Source organism: Caulobacter sp. SLTY (assembly GCF_009905535.1).
Taxonomy (GTDB): domain Bacteria; phylum Pseudomonadota; class Alphaproteobacteria; order Caulobacterales; family Caulobacteraceae; genus Caulobacter.
Genome location: NZ_JAAALA010000041.1, coordinates 1 through 13,340, shown reverse-complemented (window position 1 = coordinate 13,340; position 13,340 = coordinate 1). Strand labels below are relative to the sequence as shown.

Genomic DNA, 13,340 nt, shown 5'->3' with positions numbered 1-13,340 from the left:
CCGACTTCGATTCGGCCGCGCATCCCACCGGTGCGGCGTACTGCGCCGGACAGCGCTTGGCGAACGCAGCAGCCTCATCGATCCGAAGCGTCAGAAGCGCCCCCTTGGCGACCGGCCGGCTGGCCATGCCGGCCCGTTCAAGTCCGTAGCGGGTCGGAAACCGACCTCGGGAGAGGCGACCACCGCCTCGCCTACAAAGCCCATACTCCACAGATAAAAGCGGCCTGCCAGCCGCATCATCTCCGCCCCTTTCGGGGAGAGAAAGACGAAGCCTACACGCCGCTCAAGGCCCGGTTCGAGGGGGCCCGAAACGAGCTGCAATCGCGCGTCCCATCCTCCCTCGTCCGTATCCTTGGACGCAAAACAAACGCATCCCCGACCAAGCGGAACGGACCATAGCCGTCCCCCCTCCTGCGCAGGGTAGAGCCGCACATCCGCGATCAAATCTGGCGTTCGATTGTGCCGCGCTTGGCTAGTCATTGGATCAGCTTGCTCACCAGGGCAGACGTCGCCATGGCTCGAAAGCCAACCCCGGTCATCGGACGAGATCAAGGATAGCGTCCGCCACCCGGTCGGCGCCCAGGCCGTCGCAGAGAGCCGCGGCCGTCCGGCTCATCTCGGCGCGCAGGGCGGTGTCGGTGAGGAGGGGGAGCAGGGTCTGGTGGAATTCCCAGTCGGGGGCTTCGCCGTCCACGGCCCAGGCGGCGCCGGCGGCGGCCATGGCGTCGGCGTTGGGTTCCTGGTTGGGCGCCAGGATCAGGTTGAGGCTGGGGAGGCCGAGGACGCAGCGTTCCCAGGCGCTCGTGCCGCCGGCGCCGATGGCGAGGTCGGCGGCGGCGTAGAGGCCGGCCATGTCGCGGACGTTGCGATGCACGGTGAGCTGGGGCCAGTCCGTCGGTCCGATCGAGGGGACCTCGGCGGCGGCGGGCACGACGAGGTCGACGGCTGCGTCGCCGACCACGGCGCGGATGTTTTCCATCAGGTGGGCGATGGTGACCGCGCCCAGGCCGAGGGTCACGACGATCCGCTCGACCGGGCCGCCTCGCCGGGCCAGGGCGGCCTCGCGGGCCGCCGCGAATTCCGGACGCAGGGGCGCGTAGGTCGGGCCGAGCAGGAGCCTGGGGCGGGTCGGGGTCAGGGGCTCATAGTCCGCCGCCGTGTGGGCAAGGCCGGAGTTGACCACGAGGTCGGCGTAGAGGTCGCGGTCGGCCATGTCGTCCATGACCAGCATTGGGCGGTCGCCCACGGCGGCGGCGTGGTCGTTTGCGCTCAGGCCGTAGTGGTCGAAGACCAGCAGGTCGGCCGCGGCCTGGCGGGCGGCCGCGACCAGGCCATCGGCGGCGGCGGGAAGGCGGGCCATGTCGGGGGCGAAGCGGTCCAGCAGGTCGGCGACCGCCGGCGTGGCCAGAAAGAGCGGCTGGAAGCCTCGCTGCTCGAGCGCGCCCGCCAAGGTCAGGCAGCGCATTACATGGCCGCCGCCGACGTCCGGTCCAGCGTCGCAGACGAACAGCACCCTCATGCCCGTCGGTCGCCCCCGTAGGTCATCAGGTCCGGCCGGCCTCGGACGAAGGCGCGGATGGCGTCGGAGGTGAAGGCGCGGTCCTTGGGGTAGAGGGCGTCATAGACGGCGGCGGTGAAGGCGTAGTCATCGGGGCGGTCGACGGTCCAGCGGATCTCGCCCTCCTGGGCCGGCTGGCTGTGGTAGGCGAGGCGGAAGCGGTCCGGGCGTTGGTGGATGCCCCAGGTGACGTGCTCGCGCTCCTCGTCGCTGGCGGCCAACTCGCCGGCCTTGCGCAGGGCGGCGGCGGTCATCACCTCGACATCCAGGCCCTTGGGAAAAGTGCGGGTCGGCGGGGTGTTGCTGGCGTAGTCGGCGCCGCTTTCCAGGAAGGTCTCGATGGTCTCGTCGATGACCTGGGGATCGGCGAAGGGGCAGTCGGCGGTCAGCCGCACCACGGTCTCGGGCGTGTAGGCCGACAGGGCGCCGAGGAAGCGGGCCAGCACATCGTCGAGGGGGCCGCGGTGGACGTCGATGCCTTCGCGGCGGGCGGTCTTCTCGATGATGTCGTCGCCCGGGTTGGCGCTGGTGGCCACCACCAGCCGGTCGATGCGGCGGGAGCGTCCGACGCGCTCGATCTGCCGCACCATCATCGGCGCCCCGGCCAGCGGCATCAGCACCTTGCCCGGCAGGCGGGAGGAGCTCATGCGGGCCTGGAGGATGGCGAGGATCATCCTTGGAAAACGCTCTAGCGGGTCATGACGCGGACGATGCGGTCGTTGGGCTGGGCCATGATCGACTGCCACCACAGGGCGCCGTTCGTGCACCGGGCCTTGGCGGTCATGGTCTCGCCCTGGCCGCTGTTGATGGCCTGCAGCCACATCGGATCGCCGCCTCGCTTGATGTACTCGTCGATGATCGCCTGATCGTCGGCCACGCTCGGCCCGGCGCGCTTCACCGGCGTGGCCCTGCCCGCGATCGCCGTCTCGAAGCCGGCCTGAGAGAAGGCCAGCATCTTGGGCACGGCGTCATCCCCGATCTCGTTGATCGACTGGGGACTCAGAAATCCGCTTTCAGCCATCTCATGGCAGGCCCGACGGTGGCCGCGTTGCAGGACCAGGATGGTGTCAAGCTGCATCCGCGCCAGCCCCAGGAGCCGGTCGTCCGGGGCGAGCTTGCGATAGGGGCCGACGGTTTCCCGAATGCCGGTCTCGAAGCGGTTGATCCTGTCCTGCATGCCCTGGGGCGTGAAGCCGTCGCTAAGCATGTAGGCGACCATCTGGTCTTCGAAGGCCTGGTATTCGGTGGGGAAGGCGCCCTTGATCAGCTTGTAGACGACGTTGTCGCCGATGATGTCCTCTCGCAGGATGCGCCGGATTTCCGTCGGCGACTGCTTCTGGGCGACGGCGGGCTTGGCCGGCGCGGCGGAAACGGCGGCGACGCTGGTCAGGGCGATGGCGCCGGCCGTGACGAAGGCGTGGATAAGCTTGGACATGACGGACCCCCGGGAACGATGTTGGGGAGAGCCTAGGCCCGCGCGGCCATCGCGACCAGAATTTCCGCCGCCAGCCGGTCGGTTTCGCGCAACGGCTCGTAGGTCCAGCCGTGGAAGGCGCCGCCCCAGGGGCGGGCCGCACCCTTGGCCTCCAACTCCTCGTGGAACAGGCGGAACTTGAGGCTGGAGCCGTCCATCTTGATGATGAACACCGGCTTGCCTGTGCTGGCCGCCTCGGTGGCCATATTGGCGCTGTCCTCGGTGACCAGGATGTAGTCGGCGGCCTGCAGGAAGGCGAAGTAGGGGTTGTCGCCCTCGCCGTCCCAGATGATTCCGGGCAGGTGGTTGAGGCGGGCGGCCAGCAGGTCGCGAGCCTTGCCCGGCGTGCGGCGCGAGAAGGTCATCAGCAGGCTGCCGCCCTCCTGCTCCAGCGGCAGGACCAGGCTGTTGGCGATCGACGCGGCCCGCTCCTGCGACAGGTCGAAGGCCTTGGACTTGCCGCCGATCAGCACCGCCACGCGCGGGTGGGGCAGGGGATCGATGCGCTCGGCGAAACGCGCGTAGTCGCCCTCCAGACGCTGGGGTGTCACCCGGTGGGGCGAGCCGGTGATCGAGACGACGTTGTCGCCCTTCACCCGGTCATGGTTGGGCGGGGCGACCAGGTCGAAGAAATGCAGCGGGGTGCGGGGATCCTGGATCTGGACCACGAAGGTCTTGCCCCCGGTCCAGCGGCGCATGCGGATCGACAGGGGCAGGGTGGCGCGTCCGGCGGCGACCATCAGGTCCGGCCAGGGCGGGCCGAAGTCATGGCCGCGCAGCCAGCGACGGGGAAACAGGTTCAGCCACCAGGGCAGGCGGCCGGTCTGGCCGGCCCAGGCGATGCGCTTGACCGTCACCTCCGCCGGGTGCTGGCGGGCCACCGCGTCGGCCAGGCCCACGGCCTGGGCCTCGATCCCGGCGCGACCGTCCGACACCGCCCAGATGGTCAGGGGCGGCGGTTCGGGGGCTTTCGTCGCGCGGGGCGCCTTGCTCATGGCCGGACCTTCAAGACCTGATCGGGTCTTTAGGCAAGCAGAAGGGCGGCCGTGAGGCCGCCCTGTCGTGCTTCCGTGGCGCCGACGGCTTTAGAGCCACTCGACCTTGAGGATCTCGTAGGCCTTGACGCCGCCGGGGGTGTTGACCTCGACCACGTCGCCCGTCTCCTTGCCGATCATCGCGCGGGCGATGGGCGAGGCGATGGAGATGCGGCCGCCCTTCACGTCGGCTTCGTGCTCGCCGACGATCTGGTAGCGGGCCTCTTCCTCGGTGTCCTCGTCGACCACGCTGACCGTGGCGCCGAACTTCACCTGGGTGCCGCTCAGTTTGGAGACGTCGATTACCTGGGCGCGGGCGATCTTGTCCTCGATCTCGGCGATACGGCCTTCGATCCAGCCCTGGCGTTCCTTGGCCGCGTGATACTCGGCGTTCTCGGAGAGGTCGCCATGCGCGCGCGCCTCGGCGATGGCGGCGATCACACTCGGCCGCTCAATCGTCTTCAAACGCTTCAGTTCCTCGTCGAGGGCGCTGTAGCCCCCGGCGGTCATCGGTACCTTTTCCATATGGGAAAGTTCGCTCGGTTCGCCCTAAGGGAGGTTGCAGATCTGGTAATCCGGGCCGCGGGCGCAGTCGTCCGGGGGCGTCGAAACTAGTCGGAGGGGGCGTGAAAAGCAAGAGTATTGCTGCGGCGCCACATCCGGCGGGCCGATAACCTATCGCGAGGCTTCCTGTTCCCTCAGCCTAAGGCCGACCCATGCCGAGCCGGCGCGGGAGAAGTGGCCCTCGTCCCACTGCATCGGCGAGCCGCTCGGGGTGACGGTGCGGCAGGCGCCGCCGGGACAGACGGCCGCCATCACCGACAGATAGGGGACCCCGACCTCGCGGGCGACGCGGGCCATCTCAGGGTCCATGGCGTCGGCGCCGCGCAGCCGGCGGCGGGCCGGCAGGTCCGGCTGTCCCAAGTGTTCGGCCAGGGCCAGCAGGCGGGGGACGCTCTGTTCGTAGGTCGGGGCCGGGCCGATCAGGGTGACGGGGATGCCGCGCGTCTTGAACCAGGCCAGGGTGTCGGCGACGTCGGCCTCGTCGCCGGGGCGCCAGAAGCCGGCCAGGTAGACGCGCTCGGGCGGGCGGTTGATCAGGACGGCTTCGAACAGGGCGTCGGCCAGCCGACGGCACTGGGCGGTGGCGCCGGGGGCCGGCTTGCGAGTCATTCGGCATGCCGAGGCGGTGGCCTGCATCAGGTTGGCCTCGGGGTGGGCCTGGGAGAGGCCGTGCCAGAGGTGGTTGGCGTGGCTGTCGCCCATCAGCAGCCAGTTCGGCCTGCTGGCGACCGGGTCGAGACAGCCGGCGGGCCAAGCGGTCAGGGGACCGTCGGGGGAGGGCAGGCAGGCCTCGTTGCGGCGGGCGGTGCGCTCGGCGCTCTGGGCGATCTCGTGGACCTTGGGGCTGAAACGGGCGGGCAGGCCGTTCGTCGTCAGGATGACCACCGAGGGGGCGGCGACAAGCAGGGTGGCGACCAGGGCGGCCAGGTAGAAGCGGCCGGTGGAGAGGCCGTCCTTGCGGTCGCGGATCGGGGTCTCGACGAACTTCCAGCTCAGGGTGGCGAGTAGGACGGCCAAAGCAAAGAGGGCGACCTGACCGGTCATGCCGACCTGCTCGCCGAACAGCATCCGCTGGAAGGCGATCAGCGGCCAGTGCCAGAGGTAGAGGCTGTAGGAGATGAAGCCGTAGAAGCGCAGGGGTGGGGTGGAGAAGAGGACGCCGGTTGGGGTGTCCTCGCCGGACGCCAGCAGCATCAGGGCGCCGAGGCAGGGGGCGATGGCGGCCAGGCCCGGCATGGGGGTGTGGGGCTGGTAGGTCGCCATGGCCCAGACGATGAGGGCGAGGCCGACGACGCCCATGCCGGAGCGGATGCGGCGGTCGGTGGGGGTGGGGATGGCGCCCATCGCCAGGAGGACCCCCAGCAGCAGCTCCCAGGCGCGGCCAAGCGGCAGGTAGAAGCCGGCGGAGACGTGGTCTTTCGCCAGCCAGACACCGAGGATGAAGGAGGCCAGGGCGATCAGGCCGAGCAGCGGCTTGACCAGCTTCGGCATCCAACGCCAGGCGGCCAGCATGAGCAGCGGGAAGACGATGTAGAACTGCTCCTCAACGCCCAGCGACCAGGCGTGCAGCAGGGGGTGCATGTCCGGCGGGGCCGAGAAGTAGTCGATGGTCTGCCAGAACCAGAGGTTGGCGGCGAACCCGAGGGTGGCCAGGCTGGAGCCGGCGTAGCGGACCAGCTCGTCGGGGAACATGTGCAGGCAGGCCATGGCCGTGGTCGCGGCGATGACTAGCAGCACGGCCGGCACCAGGCGGCGGGTGCGCCGTTCCCAGAAGTCGATGAGGGAGAACTTTCCCTCGGCGTGGCGGCGGGCGACGACCCTGGCGATCACGAACCCGGAGATGACGAAGAAGACGTCGACCCCGACGAAGCCGCCGGGAATGGCCCCGATCCCCAGGTGCCCGGCGAACACGGCCAGGACGGCGAGGCCGCGCAGGCCGTCGATGTCGGTGCGGTGGTGCAAGGAGGGGGCCCCGGGAGCGAAGGCCGGGGTTTCACCACTGTCGGACGTTCAGGGCAAGGGGCGTCAGGACGCCGGTGCGTCGGAGGCCGGCTCTTCGGGCGGGGCGGTCATCTCCTCGACGAACGCCCGCGCGGACTTGGCCGCGAGCAGGCGGCGGAAGAAGCCGATGATCTGAAGCAGGGAGGAGAGGAAGCCGACGATCGTGCCGATCAGCTGGAACAGCTGCCAGACCAGCTCGAAGGCGGCGCCGGAGCTGACCGCGTCGACCAGGGGGTAGAGCAGGTGGCTGACGTTGATGCGGAACTGGGCGTAGGCGGTGGAATACTCGATCGGCCGGTCGGCGATCCAGGCGCTGGCCACCGCGCCCGCTACCGGCGACCACAGAAGCGGCAGGTAGAGCAGGGCCGCCAGCAGGAGGATGACCAGGCGGGTGCCCAGCGACTGCTTGGAGATCAGGTCGCGGATCACCACCCCGGCGACGCCGAGGGTCAGGGCGCCGAGGCCGAGGGGGATCAGCCAGTCGGCGCTGTCGATGATGTCGATCTGCGGGCCGTAGAAGGCGATCAGCGACGCCAGCAGCACCAGCAGGAAGCCGCCGATCCAGGCCAGGCCGTACCAGCCGAGCCGGCGTTTGATCAGGGAAAGGTTCATCGTGGGCCCCCCGGCCTTCGTTCAGGCGTTAACCATGCCCCGCCGACCGGACGGCGTCCACCGTGACGATTGCCAGACCATGGGTGAGGCGGGCACGCTAGGCCGATGACCCTCCCCGCGATCGCCGCCCTGATGATGCTGGCCAGCGGGGCGATCCATGCGGTGGTCAACGCCATCCTGAAGTCGGGCAAGGACAAGATGTCCAGCCGGGCGCTGATCGACGGGTTCAGCGGCCTGATCATCCTGCCGGCGGCCTTCGTCGTGGCCCTGCCGCATGGGGCCTGGGGCTGGCTGGCGGCCAGCTGGGCGACGCATCTCGTTTATCTGGTCTGCCTGATCAAGGCGTTCGAGCGGGCCGACATGAGCGTGGCCTATCCGATCCTGCGTGGGGTGGCGCCCTTGCTGGCGGCGGTGGCGGCCGTGGCTCTGTTCGGCGAGCCGATCGGCTGGCTGACGGCGGCGGGAATCGGGCTGGTCAGCGCCGGGGTGCTGGCGGTGGGGTTGGGGCGGCACGTCGATCGGCGGGCGATCGGTTGGGCCCTGGCGACGGGCGCCTGCATCGCCGTCTATACGGTGATCGATGCGCAGGGGGTCCGGGCGGCGCCGTCGGCGGCCAGCTACATCGTCTGGGTGTTCCTGAGTTTGGGGCTGGGGATCGCGGCCATCTTCGCGATCTGGCGCGGGCCGACCTTCCTGCTGACGGCCAGGGCGGAGTGGAAAGTGGGGCTGGCAGCCGGGGCGCTGTCGATCGTCACGTATGGCCTGGCGCTGTGGGCCTTGCGGCTGGGGGACACGCCCCGGCTGGCGGCGCTGCGCGAGACCTCGATCCTATTCGCCGTGCTGATCGCCGTGGTGTTCCTGAAAGAACGGCTGACGCGCGGGCGGATGGCCGGGGTCGCGGCCATCGCGCTCGGCGCCGGACTGTTGATCATCGGTTGATCGCGGCGTTCCATGCGTCGATCCGCAGGTTCACTGTTTCGATCCAGCTGTTCAGCCGGCGGAGCTCTTCATTCACCCAGGTATAGGCTTCGCTGCGCTGCTGGTATTTTCGCTTGGCCAATGCGACGTTCTGGTCGCTGGCGATGGCGGCCACCTCGTTGAAGGGGCCGTCGGGGATGCAGTTGGGCCGGTTGCCGCTGGCCGAGCAAGTAAAGCGTCGGGTGGCCTTGATCCAGGTGTTGGCGCTCTCCAGGCTGAAGGTGTCGGGGGACGGCGCATTGTCCCGATAGTCGATGAGACAGGCGCCGTATTGCTTGCGCCGGGCGTTGAGCGAGCTGATGTGGCTGTTGTGCTCCGGCCCGATCGGCGGCTGGGTGAAGTCGAAGCTGCCGCAGGTTTCCGAGACGCTGCGCGCCGCCTGAACCGACGCCAGCGTCTTGCGAAGGGCCGCCGGCTTGTGGCTGGCCCAGGTCATGGCGAAATACTTGGCCGGATTGCCTTCGGCCTCTGCACGAGCGGCGGCGTACACGCCGGCGACCTCGGCCTCCGCACCCGCGACAAGCCGGGCGATATCCGCCTTGTCGGCCGCGCCGTAGACTGAGCGTTGGATGTTGGAGAAGCAGATCTTCAACATGTTGGCGTCGTCCGCCACCTCTCTTTTGAAGGCCTCGTCCTGCTTCTGCTGGGTCGGAATCTGGTGGAGCAGGTCAGCCCAGTCGCTGGCGGTGTAGGTGGCGTAGTCCTTGCGGCATCGGGCGACCTCTGCCTGGTAGGCCGGGGACAGGGTCTGTTCACCGGGGGGAGGCGGGCGCGGCGCCAGGGCGTAGCCGCCCTTCTTCCAGGCGCTCAGCCCGTCGCGCATCCACAACACCTGGGTGTAGCCCGCCTGAACCAGGCGCAGCGAAACATTGTAGGACAGGAAGCACTGCTCGTGATGGCAGTAGACGATGATCGGCTGCGCCTTGTTGCCGCCGGTCACCTGGGACATGAACTGGGCGAGCAGCGGCTGGACGGCAGGGTCGGTGTCGGCGGCCTCAAGGCCCAGGATGGCGTCCGGAAGCCGATCATCGTCATTGAGGGCGGCGAAGACCACGATGTCCTTGCCGTAGCGGTCGATGAGGCACTTGGCCTCCCGCGCGGAGATGGTGGTGGCGCCCGGCACGGCCTGGGGAGTCAGACCGCTCGCGCGGGGGGACAGGCCACCGGGATAGTTGTCGTCCCCTGGAGCCTTCGGGTCAGCGCCCAGGTTGCAGGCGGCGTCCATGGCCGCGCGGGTCGGCGGCGCGGCCTGGGCGGGCGTAACGAAAGCCGCCGAGAGACAGGCGGCCACGATCAAGGCAAGGCGTCTCATGATTCCCCCCGGGATCCTGTTCCGAACCCTAATTTAGCGCCCGCGTCTCTCCTTGCAATCAGGCCGCCTGTCGCGCCTGGGCGGTGTCCATAACCTGCTGCATCACCCCGAGCAGCTGCGTGAGCTGGATCGGTTTGGCGACCATCGCGTCCATGCCGGCGGCCAGGTACTCGGCCTTGTGGTGGGCCATGGCGTTGGCGGTCAGGGCAATGATCGGGGTGTAGGCCAGGCCCTCGGCGCGCTCGCGCTCGCGGATGGCGCGGACGGCGGTGGGACCGTCCATGACCGGCATCTGCACGTCCATCAGAACGACGTCCCAGTAGGCCGCGGCGTGGGCCTCGACGGCCTCCCGGCCGTTCTCGACCAAGTGGGCGCAGAGGCCGACCTGTTCCAGCAGGGTGGTGAGCACCAGCCGGTTGGTGGCGTTGTCCTCGGCGACCAGGATGCGCAGGTCGACGCCTTCGGGGTCGGCAGCCCGAGGTTCGATGGCGGCAGGCGGGGCCTCGGCCCTGGCAAGGGGCAGGCGGACGGTGAAGCAACTGCCCTCGCCCAGCCGGCTCTGGGCGCCTATGGATCCGCCCATCAGCTCGGCCAGTTGGCGGCAGATGGCCAGGCCTAGGCCTGACCCTCCGTACTGGCGACTGGTGGCGGCCTCGGCCTGGACGAAGCGGTCGAAGAGATGGTCCAGCCGGTCCGGGGCGATGCCGGCGCCGGTGTCGCGCACGGTGATGGAGACGCCCCCCGGCTCGCGGGCCAGGATGACGACCACCTCGCCGGCCTCGGTGAACTTCACGGCGTTGGCGACCAGGTTGGTGATGATCTGTTTGATGCGGGCCGGGTCGCCCTTCCACCAGCCCAGCGTCTCGGCGGGCGCATCCAGGCGCAGGGTGACGCCCTTCTGGCCGGCGGCGTGGGTGAAGGGGCGGCGGGCCTCCTCGGCGATGGCGGCGAGATCGACGACCCCGTCCTCCAGGTCGAGCCGGCCGGCCTCGATGCGGGACAGGTCAAGGAGGTCGTTGAGGAGGAGCAGCAGGGTCTCGCCGCTGCCAGCGACCACGGCCAGGCGTTCGCGCTGGGCGGGACTGAGTTCGTCGCGGTCCATGGCCTGGACCATGCCCAGCACACCGTTGAGCGGGGTGCGGATCTCGTGGCTCATGAAGGCCAGGAAGGCGGATTTGGCGCTGTTGGCGTCTTCGGCGCGGGCGCGCTCAGCGTCGAGCGCGGCCCGGCTGGCGGCCAGGGCGCGGGCCGCCCGCACGTTGCGCCAGGCGCTGACCATGGCAAAGGCGCAGCACAGCGCCAGCCCGACCATCACCATCCGCTGGCTGGGTCCGGTGAAGCGCGGCGCCAGGGCGGGCATCAGCAGCATCACCCCGATGGTCGGGATGGCGAAGATCATCAGCCCGACGGCGGATCGGAAGGCGTAGGAGACGGCGTTGAGCAGCAGGGCCGCCCAGATCAGCAAGGCGAGGAAGGCGGTGCCTTCCTGTGGGCTGTGCCAGAACATCCAGCTCAGCGCCAGCCAGGTGGCGTTGCCGCCAACGGCCGCGACCAGATAGAGCCGCCGACGGCCGTTGCTGGCTGTGGCGCCCTCTCGAAATCCGCGGGTGATAAGGAAGGTCAGGCCTTCGACCAGCAGGATGGCCACCACCCAGCCCAGCGCCGACGCGGCGCCCAGGATGGGCGAAATCAACCAGATCATCGCAAGGGCGGCGATCACCCGGCTGGGCAAAAGCCGCCGGGAATCCTGGGCAACCAGATCCAAGTTGGCCAAGCGAAAACTATAAGCCTTGGTCACTGTACGCGCACTCCCCGTGGCGCTGTTGTACAGCCCCGGGCTGGACAACCTCTTAACGGCGCGGTCCAAGGCGGCATGGAGATCGAGATCGCCCGCTGTGTCCCCGCCGATGCGCCGCGCCTGTCGGCCGTCGCCCGGGCCACCTTCCTGGAGACCTATGCCGGGATCGTCGCGGGCGGCGACATCCTGCTGTTCGGCGAGACCACCCATGCGCCGCACGCCTATGAGCAGCTGCTGGCCGATCCGGAGGTGGATCTGTTCCTGGCAACGATGGAGCCAGGGCGGACGCCGGTCGGCTACGCCCTGGTCTGCAAGCCGGACCTCCCGGTGGAGACGGGGGAGGGCGACCTGGAGCTGAAGCGCATCTACGCCCTGCACCGGTTTCACGGCGTGGGCCTGGGGCCCCGGCTGATGGAGGCGGCGAAGGCGGCGGCGCGGGCGCGGGGGGCCAGGCGGCTGTTGCTGGGGGCCTATGGCGAGAACCACCGGGCGATCGCCTTTTACGGCAAGCACGGGTTCGTGCAGGTCGGGACGCGGGTGTTCCACGTCGGGGAGAATTTCTACGACGACGTGGTGCTGGCGGCGGCGCTCTAGCGGTTGATGAACTCGCAACCGGCTTCATAGACCGGGCCGGATTCACCGCGCCGGAGTCGGGCGCAGTAGGGGTCTTCGCGGGTCGAGGTCTCGCCCATCGCTTCCAGGGAGATAAACTTCCCCTGAGACGTCAGGATCGTCAGAGATCGCAAGGCCGCCTCCTGCCGTTCGGGGCCGTAGGCTTGCACCGTTATGACCATCGGCTGGCTCCATTCAGGCCTCACGATGGTAAATTCGCATTCCGTCTTCTGATCGGCGAGCGGCCGGCAGAAGCGATGGTACTGGATGCAGGCATCGCCCTCACAGGCTCTCGAAAGCGTCTTGGGATTCACCGTCATGACGTTGTCGGTCCCCGCCACAGCCAAGGCGCTCCAGCCTTCCGCGCGGATATCGACGCCGGTCCAGGTCGAGCCCCGCCGGGCCTCCAGCCGCACCTCCTGTTCGACCAACGGCGTGGGGCCGCCTGAAACCGGGCTGATGCAGAGCACGCCGACGTACAGGAGGTGACAGAGCGCCATGGTCTAATCCGCGAACGCGTACGGCCCGCCTTTTTCGAGCGCGACCTTGTAGGCCGGGCGGGCGTGGATGGTTTCGAGGAACTGGGCCACGCGGGGGCGGCCGTTGCGGACGTCGCCGCGCTGGGCGGCGGCTTCCAGGGGGAAGCTCATCATGATGTCGGCGGCGCTGAACTCCTGGCCTGCGAACCAGGGGACTTGGCTGAGGACGCTTTCCCAGTAGTCGAAATGGGTCTTTAGGTTGGGGTCGACGAAGCTGCTCAGGGCCTGTTTGGCGATGCCCCGCACCAGGGGCCTCATCAGCGCCGGCGCCCGGTCCGGCATGGCGCCGAAGATCAGCTTGAGCAGCAGCGGCGACATGGCCGAGCCCTCGGCGTAGTGCATCCAGTAGGTCCAGGCCATCCGCTCGGGCGTGCCGGCCGCCGGGCGCAGCTTTCCGCCGGCCTTCTCGACCAGATACTCGATGATCGCCCCGGTCTCGGCGATGGTGTAGGCGCCGTCGACAATCACCGGCGACTTGCCGAGCGGGTGGACCGCCAGCAGCGAGGGCGGGGCCAGCATGGTCTTGGCGTCCCGCTGGTGGTGGACGATCTCGTAGGGGAGGGCGAGCTCCTCGAGCAGCCAGAGCACCCGCTGGGAGCGGCTGTTGTTGAGGTGGTGGACGAGGATCATCAAGGGCTTCCCGCTATGCTGGCAGCCAAGCTAAGGCGCGCGGCGCGGGAGTCCAGCCTGACGGGGGCGTGGGCTCTTGCCCTAGAACTCTTCCCAGCTGTCATCGACGGGCGCCCGTCCGCCAGTGGCGAAAGCCTGGATGCGGGCGCGCGCCTTGCTGAGGGCGGGGTTCGCCGGGGCTGAGCGGCCGGGTTCGGCCAAGACCGGGCCAGCGGGCGCCCGGCGGGG

Annotated in this window: 13 protein-coding genes; 2 read left to right on the top strand and 11 right to left on the bottom strand. The window is 69.3% G+C overall.

Translation table 11 applies throughout. The features are described 5' to 3' along the window. Positions 1-535 precede the first annotated feature (535 nt). The 7 genes from pseG to GVN21_RS18345 form a co-directional block, all read right to left on the bottom strand. On the bottom strand, positions 536-1,519 hold the full coding sequence (pseG, locus tag GVN21_RS18375) for a UDP-2,4-diacetamido-2,4,6-trideoxy-beta-L-altropyranose hydrolase (RefSeq protein WP_166576198.1): 984 nt from the start codon (positions 1,517-1,519) through the stop codon (positions 536-538). Further along, entirely contained in the window at positions 1,516-2,232 is a 717-nt protein-coding gene (locus tag GVN21_RS18370) for a glycosyltransferase family protein (protein ID WP_166576197.1), read from the bottom strand. Before GVN21_RS18370 ends, pseG begins: the two co-directional genes overlap by 4 nt. A gap of 14 nt (positions 2,233-2,246) precedes the next feature. Beyond that, positions 2,247-2,993: a hypothetical protein gene (locus GVN21_RS18365; protein ID WP_166576196.1), complete on the bottom strand. Its 747-nt coding sequence runs from the start codon at positions 2,991-2,993 to the stop codon at positions 2,247-2,249. 32 nt (positions 2,994-3,025) lie between these two features. Next, positions 3,026-4,027: an ELM1/GtrOC1 family putative glycosyltransferase gene (locus tag GVN21_RS18360; RefSeq protein WP_166576195.1), complete on the bottom strand. Its 1,002-nt coding sequence runs from the start codon at positions 4,025-4,027 to the stop codon at positions 3,026-3,028. A 90-nt stretch (positions 4,028-4,117) separates the two neighbouring features. Continuing rightward, complete coding sequence (gene greA, locus GVN21_RS18355; RefSeq protein ID WP_166576194.1) at positions 4,118-4,591, bottom strand: transcription elongation factor GreA; 474 nt, start codon at positions 4,589-4,591, stop codon at positions 4,118-4,120. A gap of 150 nt (positions 4,592-4,741) precedes the next feature. Further along, on the bottom strand, positions 4,742-6,592 hold the full coding sequence (locus GVN21_RS18350; protein ID WP_166576193.1) for an acyltransferase family protein: 1,851 nt from the start codon (positions 6,590-6,592) through the stop codon (positions 4,742-4,744). Between the two features lie 63 nt (positions 6,593-6,655). Beyond that, positions 6,656-7,243, bottom strand: a complete 588-nt coding sequence (locus GVN21_RS18345) for a hypothetical protein (RefSeq protein WP_166576192.1) — start codon at positions 7,241-7,243, stop codon at positions 6,656-6,658. A 105-nt stretch (positions 7,244-7,348) separates the two neighbouring features. Between GVN21_RS18345 and GVN21_RS18340 the strand changes: the two genes are divergently transcribed. Continuing rightward, positions 7,349-8,182, top strand: a complete 834-nt coding sequence (locus tag GVN21_RS18340; protein WP_166576191.1) for a DMT family transporter — start codon at positions 7,349-7,351, stop codon at positions 8,180-8,182. Here the strand turns inward: GVN21_RS18340 and GVN21_RS18335 are convergent. Both GVN21_RS18335 and GVN21_RS18330 read right to left on the bottom strand, forming a co-directional pair. After that, a complete protein-coding gene (locus GVN21_RS18335) occupies positions 8,172-9,533 on the bottom strand; it encodes a rhodanese-like domain-containing protein (protein WP_166576190.1) in 1,362 nt (453 codons plus the stop codon). The genes GVN21_RS18340 and GVN21_RS18335 overlap by 11 nt on opposite strands. A gap of 58 nt (positions 9,534-9,591) precedes the next feature. Beyond that, positions 9,592-11,307, bottom strand: a complete 1,716-nt coding sequence (locus GVN21_RS18330; protein ID WP_166576189.1) for an ATP-binding protein — start codon at positions 11,305-11,307, stop codon at positions 9,592-9,594. 99 nt (positions 11,308-11,406) lie between these two features. Between GVN21_RS18330 and GVN21_RS18325 the strand changes: the two genes are divergently transcribed. Next, positions 11,407-11,925 (top strand): GNAT family N-acetyltransferase, encoded by a 519-nt coding sequence (locus tag GVN21_RS18325; RefSeq protein ID WP_166576188.1) that lies wholly within the window; start codon positions 11,407-11,409, stop codon positions 11,923-11,925. Here GVN21_RS18325 and GVN21_RS18320 read toward each other — a convergent pair. Both GVN21_RS18320 and GVN21_RS18315 read right to left on the bottom strand, forming a co-directional pair. Beyond that, positions 11,922-12,443, bottom strand: a complete 522-nt coding sequence (locus GVN21_RS18320; RefSeq protein WP_166576187.1) for a hypothetical protein — start codon at positions 12,441-12,443, stop codon at positions 11,922-11,924. The two genes, GVN21_RS18325 and GVN21_RS18320, sit on opposite strands and share 4 nt — an antisense overlap. 3 nt (positions 12,444-12,446) lie before the next feature. Further along, positions 12,447-13,112 (bottom strand): glutathione S-transferase, encoded by a 666-nt coding sequence (locus tag GVN21_RS18315; protein ID WP_166576186.1) that lies wholly within the window; start codon positions 13,110-13,112, stop codon positions 12,447-12,449. Positions 13,113-13,340 lie beyond the last annotated feature (228 nt).